20 protein-coding genes are annotated in these 21,019 nt (G+C 54.3%); 5 read left to right on the forward strand and 15 right to left on the reverse strand.

Features of this window, described 5'->3' with window-relative positions; all coding sequences use genetic code 11:
• Nucleotide 1: 1 nt before the first annotated feature.
• The 5 genes from sucA to sdhC all read right to left on the reverse strand — a co-directional run bounded on the left by sucA (nt 2) and on the right by sdhC (nt 6,268).
• Nucleotides 2-2,803, reverse strand: coding sequence for a 2-oxoglutarate dehydrogenase E1 component (sucA, locus tag VSR74_RS06590; RefSeq protein WP_347793946.1), 2,802 nt, complete (start codon nt 2,801-2,803; stop codon nt 2-4).
• Between the two features lie 221 nt (nt 2,804-3,024).
• On the reverse strand, nt 3,025-3,741 hold the full coding sequence (gene sdhB / locus VSR74_RS06595; protein WP_108473879.1) for a succinate dehydrogenase iron-sulfur subunit SdhB: 717 nt from the start codon (nt 3,739-3,741) through the stop codon (nt 3,025-3,027).
• A 15-nt stretch (nt 3,742-3,756) separates the two neighbouring features.
• The gene (sdhA, locus tag VSR74_RS06600) at nt 3,757-5,523 is read right to left on the reverse strand and encodes a succinate dehydrogenase flavoprotein subunit (RefSeq protein WP_231828149.1); all 1,767 of its coding nucleotides are present in this window, start codon (nt 5,521-5,523) and stop codon (nt 3,757-3,759) included.
• Nucleotides 5,523-5,870, reverse strand: coding sequence for a succinate dehydrogenase membrane anchor subunit (gene sdhD, locus VSR74_RS06605; RefSeq protein ID WP_015965318.1), 348 nt, complete (start codon nt 5,868-5,870; stop codon nt 5,523-5,525). The genes sdhA and sdhD overlap by 1 nt, the downstream gene beginning before the upstream one ends.
• The gene (sdhC, locus tag VSR74_RS06610) at nt 5,864-6,268 is read right to left on the reverse strand and encodes a succinate dehydrogenase cytochrome b556 subunit (protein ID WP_015965319.1); all 405 of its coding nucleotides are present in this window, start codon (nt 6,266-6,268) and stop codon (nt 5,864-5,866) included. The genes sdhD and sdhC overlap by 7 nt, the downstream gene beginning before the upstream one ends.
• 326 nt (nt 6,269-6,594) lie before the next feature.
• On the opposite strand from sdhC, the gene VSR74_RS23305 reads away from it, so the two are divergent.
• From VSR74_RS23305 to VSR74_RS06625, 4 genes are all read left to right on the forward strand, one after another.
• Nucleotides 6,595-6,702, forward strand: a complete 108-nt coding sequence (locus VSR74_RS23305) for a hypothetical protein (RefSeq protein ID WP_459349917.1) — start codon at nt 6,595-6,597, stop codon at nt 6,700-6,702.
• Nucleotides 6,703-6,906: 204 nt separating this feature from the next.
• Nucleotides 6,907-8,190, forward strand: coding sequence for a citrate synthase (locus VSR74_RS06615; RefSeq protein ID WP_347793947.1), 1,284 nt, complete (start codon nt 6,907-6,909; stop codon nt 8,188-8,190).
• A gap of 212 nt (nt 8,191-8,402) precedes the next feature.
• Nucleotides 8,403-10,169 (forward strand): type VI secretion system tube protein TssD, encoded by a 1,767-nt coding sequence (gene tssD, locus VSR74_RS06620; protein ID WP_347793948.1) that lies wholly within the window; start codon nt 8,403-8,405, stop codon nt 10,167-10,169.
• Nucleotides 10,169-10,444, forward strand: coding sequence for a bacteriocin immunity protein (locus VSR74_RS06625; protein ID WP_347793949.1), 276 nt, complete (start codon nt 10,169-10,171; stop codon nt 10,442-10,444). Before tssD ends, VSR74_RS06625 begins: the two co-directional genes overlap by 1 nt.
• Nucleotides 10,445-10,500: 56 nt before the next feature.
• On the opposite strand, the gene nei is transcribed toward VSR74_RS06625, so the two are convergent.
• Genes nei through VSR74_RS06665 form a run of 8 tightly spaced genes read right to left on the reverse strand, consistent with a single transcriptional unit; the run spans nt 10,501 to nt 16,798 of the window.
• The gene (gene nei, locus VSR74_RS06630) at nt 10,501-11,292 is read right to left on the reverse strand and encodes an endonuclease VIII (protein ID WP_347793950.1); all 792 of its coding nucleotides are present in this window, start codon (nt 11,290-11,292) and stop codon (nt 10,501-10,503) included.
• 14 nt (nt 11,293-11,306) lie between these two features.
• Complete coding sequence (pcp, locus tag VSR74_RS06635) at nt 11,307-11,951, reverse strand: pyroglutamyl-peptidase I (protein WP_347793951.1); 645 nt, start codon at nt 11,949-11,951, stop codon at nt 11,307-11,309.
• A gap of 9 nt (nt 11,952-11,960) precedes the next feature.
• The gene (locus VSR74_RS06640) at nt 11,961-12,956 is read right to left on the reverse strand and encodes a DUF979 domain-containing protein (protein ID WP_347794367.1); all 996 of its coding nucleotides are present in this window, start codon (nt 12,954-12,956) and stop codon (nt 11,961-11,963) included.
• Entirely contained in the window at nt 12,956-13,678 is a 723-nt protein-coding gene (locus VSR74_RS06645; RefSeq protein WP_347793952.1) for a DUF969 domain-containing protein, read from the reverse strand. The genes VSR74_RS06640 and VSR74_RS06645 overlap by 1 nt, the downstream gene beginning before the upstream one ends.
• 53 nt (nt 13,679-13,731) lie before the next feature.
• Nucleotides 13,732-14,466 (reverse strand): 5-oxoprolinase subunit PxpA, encoded by a 735-nt coding sequence (gene pxpA / locus VSR74_RS06650; RefSeq protein WP_347793953.1) that lies wholly within the window; start codon nt 14,464-14,466, stop codon nt 13,732-13,734.
• Nucleotides 14,456-15,388 (reverse strand): 5-oxoprolinase subunit PxpC, encoded by a 933-nt coding sequence (gene pxpC / locus VSR74_RS06655; RefSeq protein ID WP_347793954.1) that lies wholly within the window; start codon nt 15,386-15,388, stop codon nt 14,456-14,458. The genes pxpA and pxpC overlap by 11 nt, the downstream gene beginning before the upstream one ends.
• Nucleotides 15,382-16,038 carry a 5-oxoprolinase subunit PxpB gene (gene pxpB, locus VSR74_RS06660; RefSeq protein ID WP_347793955.1) on the reverse strand — a complete coding sequence of 219 codons (657 nt, stop codon included), beginning with the start codon at nt 16,036-16,038 and terminating at the stop codon, nt 15,382-15,384. Before pxpB ends, pxpC begins: the two co-directional genes overlap by 7 nt.
• Before the next feature lie 16 nt (nt 16,039-16,054).
• Nucleotides 16,055-16,798 carry a type 2 GTP cyclohydrolase I gene (locus VSR74_RS06665; protein ID WP_347794368.1) on the reverse strand — a complete coding sequence of 248 codons (744 nt, stop codon included), beginning with the start codon at nt 16,796-16,798 and terminating at the stop codon, nt 16,055-16,057.
• A 281-nt stretch (nt 16,799-17,079) separates the two neighbouring features.
• Between VSR74_RS06665 and dtpD the strand changes: the two genes are divergently transcribed.
• Nucleotides 17,080-18,555, forward strand: coding sequence for a dipeptide permease DtpD (gene dtpD / locus VSR74_RS06670; RefSeq protein WP_347793956.1), 1,476 nt, complete (start codon nt 17,080-17,082; stop codon nt 18,553-18,555).
• A 2-nt stretch (nt 18,556-18,557) separates the two neighbouring features.
• Here dtpD and phrB read toward each other — a convergent pair whose 3' ends face one another.
• The gene (phrB, locus tag VSR74_RS06675; RefSeq protein WP_347793957.1) at nt 18,558-19,976 is read right to left on the reverse strand and encodes a deoxyribodipyrimidine photo-lyase; all 1,419 of its coding nucleotides are present in this window, start codon (nt 19,974-19,976) and stop codon (nt 18,558-18,560) included.
• Nucleotides 19,977-19,988: 12 nt separating this feature from the next.
• The gene (locus VSR74_RS06680) at nt 19,989-20,945 is read right to left on the reverse strand and encodes a YbgA family protein (RefSeq protein ID WP_347793958.1); all 957 of its coding nucleotides are present in this window, start codon (nt 20,943-20,945) and stop codon (nt 19,989-19,991) included.
• Nucleotides 20,946-21,019 lie beyond the last annotated feature (74 nt).

Raw genomic sequence — 21,019 nt, forward strand, 5'->3', positions numbered from 1 at the left:
ATTAATCGACGTTCAGCGCGTCATTGACCAGATCTTGTTGCTGTTTCTGGTGAACGGACATATACCCTACCGCCGGAGAGGCGGAGGCCGGGCGACCTGCGTAACGCAGAGAGGCCCCAAAGGGAACTACTTCACGGAAATGATGCTGGCTGCAGTACCAGGCGCCTTGGTTGAGCGGCTCTTCCTGACACCAGACAAAATCACGAACGTGAGCAAATGGTTTCAGTGCTTCCTGCATCGCCTGATGCGGGAACGGATAAAGCTGTTCGATACGCACGATGGCGACATCTTTCTGGTCGTTCTTACGACGCTGCTCGAGCAGGTCGAAATAAACCTTACCAGAACAGAGCACGACGCGTTTCACCGCTTTCGGATCCAGTTCGTCGATTTCGCCAATCGCCGGCATAAAGGTGCCGTTTGCCAGTTCATCCAGGCTGGAGACCGCCAGCGGGTGGCGCAGCAGAGATTTCGGTGACATGACAACCAGCGGACGACGCATCCCGCGCAGCGCCTGACGACGCAGCATGTGGTAAACCTGTGCCGGGGTGGTCGGTACACACACCTGCATGTTCTGTTCAGCACAGAGTTGCAGATAACGTTCCAGACGGGCGGAGGAGTGCTCCGGGCCCTGACCTTCATAACCGTGCGGCAACAGCATCACCAGGCCACACATACGGCCCCATTTCTGCTCGCCGGAAGAGATGAACTGGTCGATAACCACCTGCGCGCCGTTGGCGAAGTCGCCGAACTGGGCTTCCCAGATAGTCAGCGTGCGCGGTTCAGCGGTGGCATAACCGTATTCAAACGCCAGCACCGCTTCTTCAGACAGCACGGAGTCCCACACTTTGAACTCGCCCTGGCCGTTGTGCACATGCTGCAGCGGGGTATACGTGGAGCCGTTTGCCTGGTTGTGAATGACCGCATGACGGTGGAAGAAGGTACCGCGTCCGGAGTCTTCACCAGACAAACGAACAGAAACGCCTTCATCAACCAGCGTGGCATACGCCAGGTTTTCTGCGCCGCCCCAGTCGAACAGTTTTTCGCCAGCGGCCATAGACTGGCGATCGCCATAAATCTTCGCCACACGAGACTGCATTTCAACCGCATCCGGCACCGTACTGATACGGTTAGCCAGTTCCTGCAGGCGCTTCATCTCAACCTTGTTCGGATAGCTTTCATCCCACTCGTGGTTGAGGTACGGCGACCAGGTAAAGGAGTGCAGGTTCATCTGACGCCACTCTTTCACCACGCATTCGCCCGCATCCAGCGCATCGCGATACAGGTTAACCATTTCAGTGGCATCTTCCAGCGTGGCGACTTTCTGCTGTTCAAGCTTGTCAGCATAGATCTTACGCGGCGTCGGGTGTTTCTTGATTTTCTGGTACATCAGCGGCTGGGTTGCGCTTGGCTCGTCGGCTTCGTTGTGGCCGTGACGGCGGTAGCACACCAGGTCGATGAAGACATCACGTTTGAAGGTGTTACGGAAATCGAGCGCCAGACGGGTAACAAAGGCAACCGCTTCCGGGTCATCCGCGTTGACGTGGAAAATCGGCGCCATCACCATCTTACCGATATCGGTACAGTACGGTGTGGAGCGCGCATCCAGCGGGTTAGAGGTGGTAAAGCCGACCTGGTTGTTGATCACGATGCGAACGGTACCGCCCACTTCGTAACCCCGCGCTTTCGACATGTTCAGGGTTTCCTGAACCACGCCCTGCCCGGCAACCGCCGCATCACCGTGAATGGTGATTGGCAGAACCATATTGCTGCTCGGGTTGTCCAGCCTGTCCAGACGCGCACGCACGGAGCCGATAACCACCGGGCTGACAATTTCCAGGTGCGATGGGTTGAACGCCAGCGCCAGGTGTACCAGGCCGCCATCGGTCTCGAAGTCAGACGAGAAGCCCATGTGGTACTTCACATCACCCGTTCCGAGGTGTTCTTTATGTTTGCCGGAGAACTCGTCAAACAGATCCTGTGATTTCTTACCCAGAACGTTGATCAGCACGTTCAGACGACCGCGGTGCGCCATCCCCAGCACCACTTCACGCGTACCGTTGTTGCCCGCGTGGCGAATCATCTCTTTTAACATCGGGATCAGCGCATCCCCGCCTTCCAGCGAGAAGCGTTTCGCACCGGGGAATTTCGCGCCCAGGTAGCGTTCCAGACCTTCAGCCGCAGTCAGTTCACTGAGGAAGCGCTTCTTCTCTTCTGCGCTAAAGGTTGCATGCCCGGCTTCAAAACGTTGTTGGATCCAACGCTTCTCTTCCGTGCTGGTAATGTGCATATATTCCGCGCCGATGGAGCCGCAGTAGGTTTGCTTGAGAGCATCAAGCAGATCAGCCAGCTTCATCGTCTCTTTGCCAATGGCAAACGAGCCTACGTTAAAGCTTTCCTGGAAATCGGCCTCGGTCAGATCGTGGAAGGACGGATCTAAATCTGCCACTTTATCTTGCTGCCACAGTCCTAACGGGTCGAGATTAGCCTGTTGGTGACCACGGAAGCGATAAGCGTTAATGAGCTGCAGGACTTTAACCTGCTTCGCATTGGTGTCAGGGTCGGAAATCGAAGAAGAGTAACGTGAGGCATCCTTCGCCAGACGACGGAAATAATCACGTGTTTTGGAATGAAATTGATCCGGTTTGACCCCTGTGCCAGGTAACTGCTGGAACATGGAACGCCAGTTAGCGTCCACTGAGTCAGGATCGGTTAAGAAGTCTTCATAGAGCTGTTCTATCCAGCTCTGGTTCGCACCAGAGAGGTAAGAAGAGTCCAGCCAGGCTTTCATTGCGCCGTTCTGCATCGTGATCCCTTAAGCATTTTTATGCTTATTTCGCCGTAGAAACTACCACGTACACTGGATGTATGTACGTGCCGGGGTTCACCTGCGAGCTCTTGTTTATCTGGCTCGCGAAGGAACCTTTAAAAACTGTCTAATTGATGGCAGTTTTTAGAGGTTTCCTGCAATCCATCCCCTCTCCCTGAGGGAGAGGGTTAGGGTGAGGGGTTTCCCCCTCGAATAACTTACGCACTACGCTGCAACAACATCGACTTAATATGACCAATCGCGCGCGTCGGGTTCAGCCCCTTCGGACATACACTGACGCAGTTCATGATGCTATGGCAGCGGAATACGCTGAAAGCGTCACTCAGGCCATCAAGACGGCTGTCGGTTTCGGTATCACGGCTGTCAATCAGGAAGCGGTACGCTGCCAACAGACCTGCCGGGCCGATAAACTTATCCGGGTTCCACCAGAACGACGGGCAGGACGTAGAGCAACATGCACAGAGGATACACTCGTACAACCCATCGAGTTTTTCACGCTGCTCTGGCCCCTGAAGGTGCTCGCGAGCAGGAGGATTTTGCCCATTATTCAACAAGTAAGGCTTAATCTTCTCATATTGTGCATAGAATTGCCCCATGTCTACCACCAAATCGCGAATGACCGGTAAACCTGGCAGCGGACGGATAACAATCTTCTGTTTGCCATTGCCCAGCGCCGAAATCGGCGTGATGCAGGCCAGACCATTTTTACCGTTCATGTTCAGACCATCTGAACCGCAAACCCCTTCACGACAGGAGCGGCGGAACGACAGGCTTGGGTCTTTCTCTTTCAACTGGATGAGCGCATCCAGCAGCATCATGTCGCGCCCTTCTTCGCCTTCAAGGGTGTAGTCCTGCATGCGCGGAGCGTCATCGACATCCGGGTTATAGCGATAAATTGAAAATTCGAGTTTCATTGACCTGTCTCCGCATTAATAAGTACGAATCTTCGGCGGGAACGCCGGACGCAGTTTTGGTTCCATATTGACGCTACGACGCGTCATGGACTCAGACTCTGGCAGATACAGGGAGTGGCACAGCCAGTTTGCGTCATCACGATCCGGATAGTCGAAGCGGCTATGCGCGCCACGGCTCTCGGTGCGGAAGTTTGCGGATACGGCAGTCGCGTAAGCGGTTTCCATCAGGTTATCCAGCTCCAGGCACTCAACACGCTGGGTGTTAAATTCGCTGGAAGTGTCATCCAGACGGGCATTTTTCAGACGCTCACGGATCACTTTCAGTTGCTCAAGGCCTTTCGCCATCGCATCACCTTCACGGAATACCGAGAAGTTATGCTGCATGCACTCCTGAAGCGCTTTACGAATCTCAACCGGATCTTCACCGTCACGGTTGCCATTCCAGCGGTTCAGACGTTCCAGGGAAGCGTCAATCTCTTCTTCAGTGGCATCGCGCAGTGCGCCCTGCTCAGCGATAGACTCTTGCAAATGCAGACCCGCAGCGCGGCCAAATACCACCAGGTCAAGCAGCGAGTTGCCGCCCAGACGGTTCGCGCCGTGTACCGATACACAGGCAATTTCACCGACCGCGAACAGCCCAGGAATGACGACATCTTCGCCCTGCTCGTTCACCGTCAGCGCCTGGCCGGTCACTTTGGTCGGAATACCGCCCATCATGTAGTGGCAGGTTGGGATAACCGGAATCGGTTCTTTAACCGGATCGACGTGGGCGAAGGTGCGGGAAAGCTCAAGGATACCCGGCAGGCGGGATTCGAGCACTTCTTTACCCAGGTGGTCGAGTTTCAGTTTCGCATGCGGGCCCCATGGGCCGTCGCAGCCGCGACCTTCACGGATTTCGATCATGATGGAACGTGCCACCACATCACGACCCGCCAGGTCTTTTGCATTCGGGGCATAACGCTCCATAAAGCGCTCGCCGTGTTTGTTCAGCAGATAACCACCTTCACCACGGCAGCCTTCCGTCACCAGCACGCCCGCACCAGCGATACCGGTTGGGTGGAACTGCCACATTTCCATATCCTGCACCGGTACGCCAGCACGCAGAGCCATACCGACGCCGTCACCGGTGTTGATATGCGCGTTAGTGGTGGACTGATAGATACGGCCTGCGCCGCCGGTCGCCAGCACCGTGGCGTTGGCTTTGAAGTAAACCACTTCACCGGTTTCGATGCACAGGGCGGTACAACCGACCACGGCGCCATCGGCGTTTTTCACCAGATCCAGCGCGTACCACTCGGAGAAGATGGTGGTGTGATTTTTCAGGTTCTGCTGATACAGCGTGTGCAGCAGTGCGTGGCCGGTACGGTCAGCCGCCGCTGCGGTACGTGCCGCTTGCTCGCCGCCGAAGTTTTTCGACTGGCCGCCAAACGGACGTTGATAGATACGGCCATCGTCCAGACGGGAGAACGGCAGGCCCATGTGTTCCAGCTCCAGAATCGCTTCCGGGCCGGTCTTACACATATATTCGATCGCGTCCTGGTCACCAATGTAGTCCGACCCTTTTACGGTGTCGTACATGTGCCATTCCCAGTTATCTTCATGGGTGTTACCGAGCGCAACGGTGATACCACCCTGCGCGGAAACGGTGTGCGAACGGGTTGGAAACACTTTAGAGAGCAGCGCACAGGTCTGGCCGCTCTGGGAAATTTGCAGTGCCGCACGCATACCCGCGCCACCGGCACCAATTACAACAGCATCAAATTCTCTGACTGGCAGTTTCATTACACACCCCACACCACAACAAATCCATAAATGACGTAAACCACCAGCGCAACAACGATAGCCAGTTGCAGCACCATACGCAGTGCCAGCGGTTTAACGTAGTCGGTCAGCACCTGCCACATGCCAATCCAGGCATGAATCAGGATAGAAAACAGGGCCAACAAGGTGAACACTTTGGTGAACGCAGAGGAGAAGAAACCGCTCCAGACTTCCCAGGTGAGGTCGCCGCTCGTCGCGAAAAATCCAACCATGTAGATAATGTACAGAGTCAGGACGATCGCGGTGGCACGAACCAGGATGAAGTCATGTACGCCGTTGCGTCCTAATGCTGAGGCGTTGCTTACCATACGAGGACTCCTGCAAGAATTGAAAGCACGACAGTAATAACAAAAGAAATTTTGGCGGAGCGCTTACCTGCTTCGAGGGTTTCTTCCAGATAGCCAAAATCCATCAGCAGGTGGCGAATACCAACGATGGCGTGATACGCCAGAGCCGTCAGAATGCCCCACATAATGAATTTGACGAAGAAGCTGCCCATGATGGAGGACGCATAAAGGAAGCCTTCCGGAGAGGAAAGACTGGTGCCCAGCAACCAAAGCAGAATACCGACAGCCACAAACGTTATGACTCCGGAGACGCGATGGAGAATGGACGCTATCGCCGTGATTGGGAACCGGATCGTTTGTAGATCCAGGTTGACAGGTCTTTGTTTTTTCACATTTCTTATCATGAATAACGCCCACATGCTGTTCTTATTGTTTCCTTTCCTCCGGTCTGCGTGCGGGTCAGACAGCGTCCTTATCTATAACTTCGCGTCATATAAAACTCTGCTTCCAGATGCTAAAACGACACGTTACAACGCTGGGTGGCTCGGGATTGCAGGGTGTTCCGGAGACCTGGCGGCAGTATAGGCTGTTCACAAAATCATTACAATTAACCTACATATAGTTTGTCGGGTTTTATGCTGAACAGTGATCGTCGTCACGATTACAACAATTTTTTAAAAATTAATCACGTGATTTGACAAATATTAAACATTATTGTTACAACCGACACTTGAAAAAGCATATAATGCGCAAAAGTTATGGGGTCACTCTTTCACCTGATAATAAGTTATGTAACAGTGTGGTGCTATTGACCGAAGTTATCAGGAACGATATTAGTGATAGACAGGTTTGAAATTTCGGACTGCTAATACCCTGATTTGCTGTTGTTTCACTGTAGATTAGACGCGTACCCTCAAGCGCCATTTGCTCTGTACCCTGGTATCACCTCTGCAGCAGAGCCTTGAGCCAAATAACAAAGTGGTAACGTCGAAATATCAAATGAATGCAAACCAGGTAGCCGGCAGTCTTACGCAATAAGGCGCTAAGGAGACCGTAAATGGCTGATACAAAGGCAAAAATCACCCTGGGTGATGACACTGCTATCGAACTGGATGTGCTAAAAGGCACGCTCGGTGAGGATGTTATTGATATCCGTAGTCTGGGTTCAAAAGGCATTTTCACTTTTGACCCTGGTTTCACCTCTACCGCATCCTGCGAATCCAAAATCACATTTATTGATGGTGATGAAGGTATCCTGCTGCACCGCGGTTTCCCTATCGATCAGTTAGCGACAGAATCTAACTATCTCGAAGTTTGCTACATTCTGCTGCACGGTGAAAAACCGACGCAGGCTGAGTACGAAGAGTTCAAAACCACTGTAACCCGTCACACCATGATCCACGAACAGATCACTCGTCTGTTCCACGCGTTCCGCCGCGACTCTCACCCGATGGCGGTGATGTGCGGGATAACCGGCGCGTTAGCGGCGTTCTACCACGACTCGCTGGATGTGAATAACCCGCGCCATCGCGACATTGCTGCGTTCCGTCTGCTGTCTAAAATGCCGACCATGGCCGCAATGTGTTACAAATACTCCATTGGCCAGCCGTTCGTTTACCCGCGCAACGACCTCTCCTATGCGGGCAACTTCCTGAACATGATGTTCTCCACGCCGTGCGAACCGTATGAAGTGAACCCGATTCTGGAACGCGCCATGGATCGTATTCTGATCCTGCACGCTGACCACGAACAGAACGCCTCCACCTCTACCGTGCGTACCGCAGGCTCCTCCGGCGCCAACCCGTTTGCCTGCATCGCGGCGGGCATTGCTTCCCTGTGGGGGCCGGCACACGGCGGCGCCAACGAAGCGGCGCTGAAGATGCTGGAAGAGATAAGCTCCGTTGAGCACATTCCTGAATTTGTACGTCGTGCGAAAGACAAGAATGATTCTTTCCGCCTGATGGGCTTCGGTCACCGTGTTTACAAAAACTATGACCCACGCGCCACTGTAATGCGTGAAACCTGCCATGAAGTGTTGAAAGAGCTTGGCACCAAAGATGACCTGCTGGAAGTGGCGATGGAGCTGGAACACATCGCGCTGAACGACCCGTACTTCATCGAGAAGAAACTCTACCCGAACGTGGACTTCTACTCCGGTATCATCCTGAAAGCGATGGGCATTCCGTCATCCATGTTTACCGTTATCTTCGCGATGGCGCGTACCGTGGGCTGGATTGCGCACTGGAACGAAATGCACAACGAAGGCATGAAGATCGCCCGTCCTCGTCAGCTTTACACCGGCTACGAAAAACGCGATTTCAAATCAGACCTCAAGCATTAATTCGCCAGGCTGCCGGGAATCCGGCAGCTTTCTCCCCTCTTCAAATAATTTCCCTTTTCAATATTTCTTTGTGCATTCATTTATCATTTCTATTTTTTCTTCTAAATAATCAACTCAATTAGCATCCTCTGCACGAATTGCTTATCTTTGACTTGAGCTTTCTTTTTGTTCAGCATCTAATTACACACTTTCAAAATAAAGATACTAATGGAATGAGCAATATTATTTACCTGAGGATTACAGGTGAACGCCAGGGAAACATTTCCGCTAATTGTGGGAGTGAGGCGTCAATCGGTAACCGCTGGCAACAGAATCATACGGACGAAATTTTCGCATTTTTACTTCGACACGATGTAACCAATAGCGGTAGAGAATGTCATTTTCAAGCACTGAAATTCACAAAAACTATCGATAAAAGCAGTCCATTACTCAGCAATGCCATCAATAATAATGAACGATTATTTATCGAAATTGATTTTTATCGCATAAACCGCACCGGTCTCTGGGAGCGCTATTACTATATTCAATTGAGGAATGTTTTCGTAGCAAAAATTGATATAGACATTAATATCAAGCATCTTCCTTACGAACACATTTCTGTTATTTATGATTACATTCTCTGTAAGCATCTCATTACTAACACCGAATATAGTTACTTAAATATACCGGCTGAATATAACAACCTATTCTTTCCCCAACCTAAAACTTCCGTCCCTAAAGTCCCGCTCAAGAATAATGAGGTTAAAACCCCACCTCCCGCCCCGGAAAAAGTCACTCCTGTATATGCGAAATCCTGTCTGAAAGAACCGGGATGCACGGATGCGGGAGATACTGAAGAGCCCGCAGAACATTTCGGCGAAATGGCGATATTCGCCAGAACTGACCTCGATGATTGCTGCGGGTATGATCATAAGCCGGCCGGCAAAAACTCTGCAGTCCCCGCGGAAGCTTCTTCCGTAGTACTGGCGCTGCCAGTGGCAATGAACTGGGTATGGGGCTCAAAGTCGTTGGGAGGCCTTCTGGGTGCCGCCGAAAGTGTGCCATGGATAGGCGCGCTGGCGTCAGCACTCTACATTCCTGCGGCGGGAGAAGGAAGCGCGCGCATCCCCGGGCGCGATGAGTACTGGTATGACGATATTCTCCGGCAGAAGGCCGCCGTAGGCGGCACAGCCACCACTCGCGTGCGTTTTTTCTGGCGAAACGATATTCACGGTAATCCCCAAGTCTACGGGGTACATACGGGTGAAGGGACGCCCTATGAAAATGTGCGCGTTGCTAACATGGTGTGGAACGCAACATCGGGTCGCTACGAATTTACCCCCGCAAACGGCGTAGATGGCCCGCTGATCACCTGGACGCCCGAACATCCAGAAAACGGCAATGCGCCAGCCCACACTGGAAATAATGTTCCCACGCTTGATCAGCCGACCATACTGGTTACGCCTATCCCTGACGGGAAAGACGACTACACGACACCACCTTATCCGGTTCCGGACGTCACTGACTTTAATGATTACATTCTGGTCTTTCCCATCGGTTCGGGAATTAAACCCATTTATGTTTATCTTAAAACAGCCAGAGATGAACCCGGTGTTGCCACAGGAAATGGTCAGGTCATCCCCGATAATATACGCTGGCTTGAGGCGGCAAGTTCAGGAATCGGCGCACCAATACCTGCACAGGTGGCGGATAAATTAAGAGGAAGGGAGTTCAGGGATTTTGATCACTTCAGAGGAGATTTGTGGAAGGCTGTTTCTGAGTGTCCTGAACTTCTTGGGCAGTTCAATAAATCTAACCAAAGGGTATTGAAAAAAGATGGTTCTCCATTTGTTGTCGAAGAACAAGCTGTAGGAGGGCGTAAAGTATTCGAAATACATCACATTGTACAAATACGGCAAGATGGACCTGTTTACAACATGGATAACTTGAGGATTAATACTCCTCGAAATCATATTCGCATTCATAAAGAGAATGAATAATGTTCAAAGAACGGTTAGAATATTACACAGAACAAGAAATGTTAGATTATCTTAATGAATTTTTTGATGATTCTCGTGAATTAAATGGAAAAGCATTAAATGATCACTTAAGCAAGCTTGTGCACCACTTAATCAAAATCACCCATCATCCTGAAGGTAGTGATCTTATATTCTATCCCCCCGATGAAAGAGAAGATTCTCCTGAGGGTGTTTTAGAAGAAATCAAACGCTGGCGTAAATCCCAAGGACTCCCGTTGTTCAAAGACAGCGAGTAAATATGCCCGCCGTGCAGGGCCGGATGATGCAAACCATCATCCGGCACAAAACCACCCTACTTCTGGCAAGTCGGGCACCAGTAAAACGGCCTCGACGACATCGTCGTTTTCTCAATCACCCCACCGCAGCGTTCACAGGCTTCGCCATCACGATGAAACACCTTAAAGCGAAACAGCGCCCCGTGGTGTTTATTCTCATCCACCTTGCCGCGCGTGTTGTACGACAGCCGGGGGATCGCGAGTAGCGCATGCGCCAGTGCGTCCAGTTGGGTATCGGTAAGCTGCGATGCTTTATGCTGCGGAGCAAGCTCAGTCTGCCAGAGTATTTCAACGCGCAGATAATTACCCAACCCGGCAAGAAACGCCTGATCCAGCAACAACCCCGAAAACTGACGATTGCGAAAGCGCGGCGACAATAGCCGGGCTTTGACGTCCGCTTCTGTCAGTTTAAGGTCGAGCACATCGGGGCCGACACGCTGTAAAAAGGGATGCGTAGTCAGTTGTTCAGGCGTCAGCATTTCGATATCCGAGGCGCTGTAGAGCAGAATCGCTTTATCTGCCGTTTGCAGCTTAACGCGCAATACCCGCGTGGATGGCGCTACTGTATTTGCATCTGCCACGCGCCATACACCGTAAAGTTGATTGTGGCTGTAAAGCGTCAGATCGTTTGAGAAGTGCGTGAGAAGCGCCTTACCGCGGGTTTCAATATGGGTAATGTGCTGCCCAACCAGTTGTGATTCATAGGGTTTCAGTTGTTCGAAGGCAAACCACGCCTCAGTGAGTGGTTTGCCCTTAACAGCCGCCTCCAGGCTATCCGCTGCGCGGCGGATCTCCGGGCCTTCAGGCATAGTGTTGTCCTTTGTTAATGCGTTGCGCCGCCGGTTATCTGAATGTCGTTATCAACCATCAATGCCGTGGAGATAGCCAGTTCCAGCCCCTGGCGCACGGTTTCTGCCGCCATACTCGGCGCACCGGGATGCGCCGCCGCCTGTTGCGGCAGATACGGAATATGGATAAATCCGCCTTTCACATCCGGGATACCGCTCAGTTTATGCAGCAGGCCATACATCACATGGTTGCAGACGAAAGTGCCCGCTGTTTGCGACACCGACGCAGGGATACCCGCGTCACGTAGCGCAGAGACGATAGCTTTGATCGGCAGCGAGCTAAACCACGCCGCCGGGCCATTCGCAACAATCGGCGTATCAACCGGCTGGTTGCCACGGTTATCCGCAATACGCGCATCATCGACGTTAATCGCCACGCGCTCGACGCTGATATCCGTGCGTCCACCCGCCTGACCGACGCTGAGTACAAGCGTTGGCGAGAGCGAATCTATCGCCGCATTCAGTGCTACCAGTGCGTCACCAAAGACACAGGGCAACTGGCGCGCCACCACGCGACATCCAGCAATAATAACATTATCAAGACGCGAAACGACTTCCCATGAAGGGTTAACCGTTTCGCCATCAAACGGCTCAAACCCGGTGATTAACACTGTGCGCATTTTCACTCCTTACAGGAACATCAGGAAATAGAGCAGGAAAACGTTAACCAGCAGCAACATGATGCCTGTCGGCACCTGCGCTTTGATCACCGCGTTTTTATCCGGCAGCTCAAGCAGCGCCGCCGGTACGATATTGAAGTTCGCCGCCATCGGCGTCATCAGCGTACCGCAGTAGCCAGAGAACATGCCAATCGCCGCCATCACCGCCGGGTTGCCGCCGTGCTGTAATACCAGAATCGGGATGCCGATCCCCGCCGTGACTATCGGGAAAGCCGCAAACGCATTGCCCATGACCATAGTCAGTAGCGCCATCCCGATGGTGTACACCGCCACGGCGATAAAGCGGCTGTCGACGGCGAGATAGCTTTTGGTCAGCCACGAAATCCCCTCCCCCACGCCTGCTGCGGTGAACAGCAGGCCGAGAGTCGCCAGGATCTGCGGCAGAATAAACGCCCAACCGATGGAATCGAGCAGGCGGCGCGCTTCCTGAATCGGCTGATGTACGCGCTCGTGGGTCATTTTGACCGCCATCACCAGGCCAATCAGCGTGCCTACGGTCATGGAAAAGAGCGTCACCAGCGTCGAGTGATTGCCTTCACCGAACAGCGAGGTCTGCAGGCCCGGCACATTGTTAAACAGCAGTACGCCAATGACGGTGACTACAGGGATCGCCAGCGCCGGATAAAACAGACGGTTGCCCAGCCGGCTGGCGCTCTCTTCGCGTTGTTTCTGTGTGCGCTGGGAATAGCTCCCCAGCCGCACGCCGCCGAAACCGGCAATCAGCGCCATTAGCACTACCGCCACGCCCACGGCGATATGTACCGTGCGTTTATCGCCCACCAGCTCATAAGCCCAGTCACCAAGCAAAAAGAGCAGGCCGTAAACGCCCCAGAAAAGCCCCGTCGTCAGGCGACGCGGGTTGGCTTTATCGCGCCATGACATCAGCGCGACAATCAGCAGAACAATGCCCGCCAGCCAGTAGAGATAGCTCTGTTGGAAATGCATCACGCGTCCCCCCGGTTGGCAGCAGCATGGGCTTTCGCCATTTCCCGTTGCAGGTAGTTATCCAGCCGCCACATTCTCGCCCCGTGGATCAGGAACGCGCACAGGGCTGTTGGAATGCCCCACAGGGCAATATGCAGGGGTTCAGTCTGGATGCCGCCCGACTCCAGCATAAAGTTATGCATGAAGATAATCGCACCAAAGGCGACGAAAATATCTTCCCCGAAGAACAACCCAACGTTATCCGTCGCGGCGGACATTGCGCGCAGGCGATAACGCACTGCGCCCGGCAGTTCGCCATGGATCTTCTCCGCCGCCCCTTCCGCCATCGGCGCCAGCAGCGGGCGCACCATTTGCGGATGACCGCCGAGACTGGTCAGCCCCAGCGCGGCGGTGGCTTCACGGACAAACAGATAGACCACCAGCAGACGTCCGGCAGTGGCGCTGTGGATTTTGGCAATCCACGCCTGAGCACGCTCTTTCAGCCCATGGCGCTCAAGCAGGCCGATAACCGCCAGCGGCAGCAGCAGAATAAAAGGCAGGTTTCGGGTGTTAAGGAAGCCTTCGCCAAGCTTTTCGAGGATAGTCAGCAGCGGCATGTGTGCAGCCAGACCGGTGACGATACCGGCGGCAATGACCACCAGTACCGGGTTAAAACGCAATAAGAATCCAGCCACAATGACGGCAATACCCATCAGCGGCCAGAGAGATACCATCTCTCCCATTTTTTCCACCCTGTCACTTGTTATGTTGTTGTAAAATATCTTGTTATATGCGCTTAAGCGCTAATTTTTATACTGCGCTCTTCAAAAGCGCGACGCAAGCGGCGGGCAAAAAGTAACGCGTGTTCCCCATCGCCGTGCAGACAAACTGTTTGCGCCATCACCGGCGTCCAGACGCCATTAATGCTTTTCACTTTTCCTGATTGCACCATCGAAAGCGTCTGTGCCAGCGCCTGATCTTCGTCACTGATTAACGCGCCCGGCAGACTGCGTGGCACAAGGCTGCCATCGTCCTGATAACCCCGGTCAGCAAACACTTCCTGCCGGGTGGTCAGGCCGTAACGCTCACCTGCGCGAATCAGTTCACTGCCCGCAAGCCCCACCAGAATCAGCGTTGCGCTACAGTCATGCACTGCACGGGCGATGGCATCCGCCAGTTGGGGATCTTTCGCCGCCTGGTTATAGAGCATGCCGTGCGGTTTTACATGGCGCATCGTTCCCCCATGGGCACGCGTGATGGCGTCCAGCGCGCCAATCTGATAGAGCGTTTGCGCATAAACCGTTTCAGGCGGCAACTGCATCGCCGTGCGGCCAAAGTTCTCACGATCGGGGAACCCCGGATGTGCGCCAATCGCGACGCCATTTTTCAGCGCTTCGCGTACACACTCAGCCATAGTTTGCGCATCGCCGGCATGAAAACCACAGGCGATGTTGGCAGAAGAGACCAGTCGTAACAGGGCGGCATCGCTGCCGCAGCCTTCACCTAAATCAGCATTCAAATCAATGTGCATCGTTAAGTCGCCATGCCAGTTGTTCCAGATAACGCTGCTGATCGTGGCGCGCTTTCAGCGCCTCTTCCAGCGAACAGGAAACGAAGTGGATCGGTTGCCCAAGCGGAATTTGCGCCAGTTGGTACATATCCGCCTCAATAATGCAGGCAATACGTGGATAACCGCCCGTGGTCTGCGCATCATTCATCAGCACAATAGGCTGACCGTTATGCGGCACCTGCACCACCCCCGGCAACAGGCCGTGCGAGTACATTTCACGGTCGGTCTGCCGCACCAACGGTTGCCCCTGCAGACGGTAGCCCATGCGGTTACTCTGCGGGCTGAGATGCCACGGCGAGCGCCAGAATGCATCCTGGGAAACGCTGTCGAACTCGTGATATTCCGGCCCCGGTAGCGCCCGGATGCGATTACCGTGCTGTAGCTGCTTCACCCCCTGCGGCCCGGTGAACTGGCGCTGCGGCTCGCCGAGCGGCAATGTGTCGCCATCCTGCAAACGTCGCCCTTCCAGGCCGCCGACGCCCACTTTGAGGTCAGTACTGCGCGACCCCAACACCACCGGGACATCAATGCCCCCCGCCACCGCCAGATAGCTACGGATGCCGTGCACCGGACGCTTCAGAATAAGCTGTTGCCCGGCTTTCACCTGTTGCCGCCAGCCGCTCCATACCGGTTGCTCATCAAGACGTGCGTCACAGCCTGCGCCAGTTAGGGCAAACCAGCCGTCACGGGTAAATTCGACAGTAACCTGCCCTAAGGTGATTTCCAGCGCAGCAGCGTTAGCATCATTGCCCACCAGCAGGTTCGCTGTGACTAATGCGGGTTTATCCAGCGCGCCGCAGCGGCTGATCCCCGACTGACGCAGCCCTTCGCGGCCGCAATCCTGTACCGAGGTGTAAAGCCCGGCGCGAATAAGTTTCAGCATACGCCCTCCTTTTGCGGCACAAATCGTAAGGTATCGCCGGGGCGAAGCAGTACGGGTTCATCTTTATGAGGATCAAACAGCGGCTGCGAGGTCTGGCCGATCAACTGCCAACCGCCCGGCGTCGCCAGCGGGTAGATCCCCGTTTGCGCGCCGCCGATCCCGACCGATCCCGCCGGAACCAGCAATCGGGGCTCGGCGCGTCGCGGCATCGCCAGTCGCTCCGGTAATCCGCCGAGATACGGGAACCCCGGCTGGAAGCCAAGGAACCACACGACGTAATCCACCGACGAGTGCAGTTCAACCACCTGCTTTGCCGTCAGGCCGCTGTGTTGCGCGACTTCATTGAGATCCGGCCCTTGCGCTCCTCCGTAAATCACCGGAATTTCGATGTAGCGAGATTCCGGCTCCAGCGCTTCGCTCTCCTCCCACCAGCGCTGTAAACGTTCGATAGCATCCAGGGCCCTATCCTGCGGGTTACGCAAAATCACCGTAATGTTATTCATCCCCGGAATGGCCTCCACCACTTCCGGTTGCTCAGCCAGTCGCTGAGTTAAACGCCAGATACGTTTCTGGCTCGCCAGGGTCACGGGCGGCTCTAGTTCGAGCACGACAGCCGTTTCCCCTAAAAGATAACAACGCGCTCGCTGCACTCTCTACCCTCTTCAATCAGGCCGGGTTGGGGATGTCGATAAACATCACATCCAGATCGGTCGTTTCATTCAGCCATTCGCTTAACGCGCGAATGCCCCCACGTTCGGTCGCATGATGACCCGCCGCATAAAAATGCAGCCCCTGTTCGCGGGCGGAATGAATGGTTTGTTCGGAAACTTCGCCGGTAATAAAAGCATCAACGCCAAAACGCGCCGCGCTGTCGATAAAGCCCTGGCCACCGCCGGTACACCACGCGACGCGTGAGACTTTGTCTGGCCCGGTATCGCCGCTCCACAACGGTTTTCGACCCAGGCGGGCTTCAATCCACGAGGCCAGTTCTACGCCGGAGACCGGCATCGACAGTTCGCCCCATGGCACCAGCGGTTCAATCTCGCCCATTACGTTGATGCCCAGCAACTGCGCCAGTTGTACGTTGTTGCCCAGTTCCGGGTGCGCGTCCAGCGGCAGGTGCCAGCCGTAAAGGTTAATGTCATGACTCAGCAACGCTTTCAGGCGATTGCGTTTCATGCCACGAATAACCGGTGATTCACCTTTCCAGAAATAGCCGTGATGCACGATCACGGCGTCCGCTTGTTGGCGCACCGCTTCGTCAATCAGCGCCTGGCTGGCAGTTACGCCGGTGACGATTTTTTTGATCTCTTCGCGCCCCTCAACCTGTAAGCCATTAGGCGCATAGTCACTAAAGGTGGCGCTGCCGAGTTTTTCGTTAATCAGATGTTCCAGCTCGGTATTTTTCATCATCGCTTCCTTATGTGCGAATGGGGTGTCACTGACTAAAATAGCGTTCTCATCGCCTGACGTCGATAACCCATTCTTTGTACTTGATACCACCCGCTTAAACTTGCCCTTTTCAACATTTAATCACACAAATTACTTTTCTTTACCTGAACGATATCCTGTATATTTATGCAATCAGACAGCATATTACATACATACTTTGAGCTGCATCGCAAAAAAACATCACGAAAACAAATCTATCCGCCGCAGAAATGCCCGATAGAGTAGAGGTTATGAGTCCTATGAATACGTCACAGCCGCGAGCGATTTACTACGTTGTCGCCCTGCAAATTTGGGAATATTTCAGTTTTTATGGCATGCGCGCGCTGCTAATCCTCTATCTCACCAACCAGCTTAAATATGACGATAACCACGCCTACGCGCTGTTCAGCGCATACTGTTCGCTGGTTTACGTAACGCCTATCCTCGGCGGGTTCCTGGCCGATAAGCTATTAGGCAACCGAATGGCCGTGATGCTCGGCGCATTTCTGATGGTGGTTGGGCACCTGGTGCTGGGCGCCAGTGAAATCGCACCGGTATTTCTCTACCTCTCGCTGGCAATTATCGTTTGCGGCTACGGGTTGTTTAAATCCAACGTCAGTTGCCTGCTGGGCGAACTGTATCACCCTGACGATCCGCGTCGCGACGGCGGTTTCTCACTGCTGTACGCCGCCGGGAATATCGGTTCTATCGTTGCGCCCATCGCCTGTGGTTACGTGCAGCAGGAGTATAGCTGGGCGATGGGCTTTGCGCTGGCAGCAATTGGTATGCTGGCAGGGCTGGTCATTTTCCTCTGCGGCAATCGCCACTTCAGCCATACGGTGGGCGTAAATAAGGCGGCGCTTGCGACCAGAAAATGGGGCTTACCGAACTGGGCCTGGCTGCTGGTATTACTGGTTGTGGCGCCACTGGTCATCACCGTGCTGTTCTGGAAAGAGTGGTCGGTGTATGCGCTGATTATCGCCACGATCATCGGTCTGGCTGTGCTGGCGAAAATCTACACCAAAGCGGAAAACAACAAGCAGCGTAAGGAACTGGGGCTGATTGTCGTGCTTACCTTCTTCAGCATGCTGTTCTGGGCGTTCGCGCAGCAGGGCGGCAGCTCCATCAGCCTCTACATTGACCGCTTTGTGAACCGCGATATCTTCGGTTATGAAGTGCCAACGGCGATGTTCCAGTCGGTGAATGGTTTCGCCGTCATGCTGTGCGGCGTGGTGCTGGCGTGGCTGGTTAAAGAAGGCGTCAGCGGCAATCGTACCGTGCGTATCTGGGGGAAATTCGCCCTCGGTTTGGGCCTGATGAGCGCAGGTTTCTGTATTCTGACGCTCAGCGCGCGCTGGTCAGTGGCCTACGGTCATTCATCCATGCCGCTGATGGTTCTGGGGATGGCGGTGATGGGGTTTGCCGAGCTATTTATCGACCCGGTGGCGATGTCACAGATTACACGTATTGAGATCCCGGGCGTCACGGGTGTGCTGACCGGGATCTACATGCTGCTTTCCGGGGCGATAGCCAACTACCTGGCGGGCGTAATTGCGGATCAAACCTCGCAAAGCGCCTTTGATGCCGCCGGTGCGGTTAACTACGCCATCGATGCCTATATCGACGTCTTTAGCGAAATCACCTGGGGCGCACTGGCCTGCGTGGGCGCGGTATTGGCTATCTGGCTCTACCAGGCGCTGAAATTCCGCGCCCGCCGCGTAGCGGTACAAGCGTAATTCTACACTTTTCGCGCCGCCTCATAGGCGGCCAGCGTCTCACTCCGCGCCTGTTTGTGACAGACAATCGGGCGCGGATAATCCAGCGTAACCCCCTGTTTATCGGCCCATGTCCAGGGGTCATGAATCGCCTTCGTCGGCACATCCGCAAGTTCACTCACCCACTGGCGAATAAATTCCCCTGCTTTATCAAATCGCTCACCCTGCGTGGTGGGGTTAAAGATGCGGAAGTATGGCGCAGCGTCAGTGCCCGTCGACGCCGCCCACTGCCAGCCGCCATTGTTGGCCGCCAGGTCGCCGTCCACCAGTTGTGACATAAAGTAGCGCTCACCCTCTCGCCAGTCGATGAGTAAATCCTTCACCAGAAAGCTGGCGGCGATCATCCGCAGACGGTTATGCATCCAGCCCGTGGCGTTAAGCTGGCGCATCGCCGCATCGACAATCGGGTAGCCCGTTTGCCCTTCCTGCCAGGCCTTCAGATGTTCAGTCGCGTTGCGCCATTTCACGCGATCAGTCCAGCCGATAAACGGCCGGTGTTTGCACAACGCCGGGTTATAGGTCATCAGATGACGATAAAATTCCCGCCAGATAAGCTCGTTAAGCCAGACGCTTCCCGGCCCGTCACTCAGCGCTTTCGGCTGCTCCGCCAGCAGGCGATGCAGACACTGACGCGGCGAGAGTACGCCCACGGCGAGCGCAGCCGACAGGCGGCTGGTGCCTTCAATCGCCGGAAAATCACGCAGCGCCTCGTATTCACCCGCCCCCTGCTGACAAAAATGGCGCAACCGCTGGATAGCGCTTTTTTCATCAGCCGGAAACAGTGCCGGGTCAAATTCAGCTTGCGGATAGTTCAGTCGAATCGCCGCACATTCCACCTTCTGCGGCGGATATTGCCGTTTTGCAGGCGCGGCGACGCACTCTGGCACACCGTCATCCAGGCGCGCCAGCCAGGCTTTTTTAAACGGCGTAAAGACTTTATACATTTCATGATTGCCGGTCATTACCGCGCCTGGCGGCAGGATCACGCTATCATCAAAGCCCTGACAACGGACATCGGGTAATGCTTTTTCCACTGCAGCATCGCGCTGGCGCTCGTTGACTTCATACTGGTAGTTGTAGAACAGGTGCGTGACATCATGCTGCTGACAGAAACTTTTCAACGCGGCGACACTGGCATCAAAATCATCAACTTCGAGAAAAGCCAGCGGAATGCCCTTCTCAGCCAGCGACTCACGCAGGCCGGTAAGATGGGCAGAGAGATACGCCGCCTGACGCGGTGACATCGCGTGCTTCCGCCACTGTTTGGGCGTGGCAATATACAGCGCAATCACCGCCGCGTCGGCAGAGCGACAGGCGGCAGCCAGAGCAAGGTTATCATTGAGACGTAAATCATGACGAAACCACATCAGATGGGTGGGCATAGTGCTCCTGCGTTAAGATCCATAACGTAACCGAAGGGCTTCCGGCCAGGGGTCAAAATAACGTTGAGTCGACAGATACGCATCCGGAAACTCAGACATATAGTGTTTAATCAACGTAACGGGCGCAAGCAGCGGTTGAGTCGCCAGACGATAACCTTCAATCAGCTTAGAGAGTTCCTGCCGCTGGCGGCTGTTGAGCTGTTTACGAAAATAGCCCTGCACGTGCATTAACACGTTGGTGTGGTTGCGCCGTGTGGCGGGCACAGAAAGCAGATCCATCAAGCGCTGACGATAAGCAATAAACCAGGCATCCAGCGACTCCCACTCATGTAGCATCGCCACAAAGCGCCCCAGTTCCCGATAATCAGGCTGAGAATGCGCCAACAGCGATAACTTATAGCGACTGTGATAGGCAATCAATTTGCCGCGTGTCAGTCCCTCGTCCCGCAGCGTGTTAAGCTCATGAAGCGCATAGAGGCGTTCGACGAAGTTCTCACGCAGCACCGGATCGTGTAGCCGCCCATCTTCCTCCACGGGCAACCACGGATAACGCTTCATCAATGCTTCGGTATAAATACCGCGCCCGGCTTTACGATTATTTTTCCCGTCTGCGTCGTAAATGCGCACCCGCTCCATACCGCAGCTTGGCGACTTAGCGCAGACGATATAGCCGCAAAGCGTCTCGAACCGGGCGATCCTTTTGTCACTGAAATCGCGCATCGCCCGGGTAAGATCGCCCTCCTGCCCATTGCTGAAACGCAGCGCAATTTCACCGTCAGCCTCTTTTACCAGCCGAAGCGCCGGACGCGGCACGGTTAAGCCTATCGCTATCTCCGGGCATACGGGCTCAAAGCTCACCCAGGGAGAAAGCTCCTCAACGGCGAAGGGTAAACGCTTATGGCCGCCATCAAAACGGACGGGATCGCCTAACAGACAGGCACTGATGCCCACCGGGATTTTCTCTTGCATACCGACTCCTTACTTCCTTTCTGTAAGTGTAGCCAGCAGACGTAAAAAAACCGCCGTCAAAAGACGGCGGTTCT

The sequence above is a fragment of the Pseudocitrobacter cyperus genome, from assembly GCF_039889165.1.
GTDB lineage: Bacteria > Pseudomonadota > Gammaproteobacteria > Enterobacterales > Enterobacteriaceae > Pseudocitrobacter > Pseudocitrobacter cyperus.

Bases quoted from the DNA above. Each gene is read 5' to 3' on its own strand.
- sucA (WP_347793946.1), bottom strand. From the start codon at position 2,803: ATGCAGAACGGCGCAATGAAAGCCTGGCTGGACTCTTCTTACCTCTCT.
- sdhB (WP_108473879.1), bottom strand. From the start codon at position 3,741: ATGAAACTCGAATTTTCAATTTATCGCTATAACCCGGATGTCGATGAC.
- sdhA (WP_231828149.1), bottom strand. From the start codon at position 5,523: ATGAAACTGCCAGTCAGAGAATTTGATGCTGTTGTAATTGGTGCCGGT.
- sdhD (WP_015965318.1), bottom strand. From the start codon at position 5,870: ATGGTAAGCAACGCCTCAGCATTAGGACGCAACGGCGTACATGACTTC.
- sdhC (WP_015965319.1), bottom strand. From the start codon at position 6,268: ATGTGGGCGTTATTCATGATAAGAAATGTGAAAAAACAAAGACCTGTC.
- VSR74_RS23305 (WP_459349917.1), top strand. From the start codon at position 6,595: ATGCGCAAAAGTTATGGGGTCACTCTTTCACCTGATAATAAGTTATGT.
- VSR74_RS06615 (WP_347793947.1), top strand. From the start codon at position 6,907: ATGGCTGATACAAAGGCAAAAATCACCCTGGGTGATGACACTGCTATC.
- tssD (WP_347793948.1), top strand. From the start codon at position 8,403: ATGAGCAATATTATTTACCTGAGGATTACAGGTGAACGCCAGGGAAAC.
- VSR74_RS06625 (WP_347793949.1), top strand. From the start codon at position 10,169: ATGTTCAAAGAACGGTTAGAATATTACACAGAACAAGAAATGTTAGAT.
- nei (WP_347793950.1), bottom strand. From the start codon at position 11,292: ATGCCTGAAGGCCCGGAGATCCGCCGCGCAGCGGATAGCCTGGAGGCG.
- pcp (WP_347793951.1), bottom strand. From the start codon at position 11,951: ATGCGCACAGTGTTAATCACCGGGTTTGAGCCGTTTGATGGCGAAACG.
- VSR74_RS06640 (WP_347794367.1), bottom strand. From the start codon at position 12,956: ATGCATTTCCAACAGAGCTATCTCTACTGGCTGGCGGGCATTGTTCTG.
- VSR74_RS06645 (WP_347793952.1), bottom strand. From the start codon at position 13,678: ATGGGAGAGATGGTATCTCTCTGGCCGCTGATGGGTATTGCCGTCATT.
- pxpA (WP_347793953.1), bottom strand. From the start codon at position 14,466: ATGCACATTGATTTGAATGCTGATTTAGGTGAAGGCTGCGGCAGCGAT.
- pxpC (WP_347793954.1), bottom strand. From the start codon at position 15,388: ATGCTGAAACTTATTCGCGCCGGGCTTTACACCTCGGTACAGGATTGC.
- VSR74_RS06665 (WP_347794368.1), bottom strand. From the start codon at position 16,798: ATGAAAAATACCGAGCTGGAACATCTGATTAACGAAAAACTCGGCAGC.
- dtpD (WP_347793956.1), top strand. From the start codon at position 17,080: ATGAATACGTCACAGCCGCGAGCGATTTACTACGTTGTCGCCCTGCAA.
- phrB (WP_347793957.1), bottom strand. From the start codon at position 19,976: ATGCCCACCCATCTGATGTGGTTTCGTCATGATTTACGTCTCAATGAT.
- VSR74_RS06680 (WP_347793958.1), bottom strand. From the start codon at position 20,945: ATGCAAGAGAAAATCCCGGTGGGCATCAGTGCCTGTCTGTTAGGCGAT.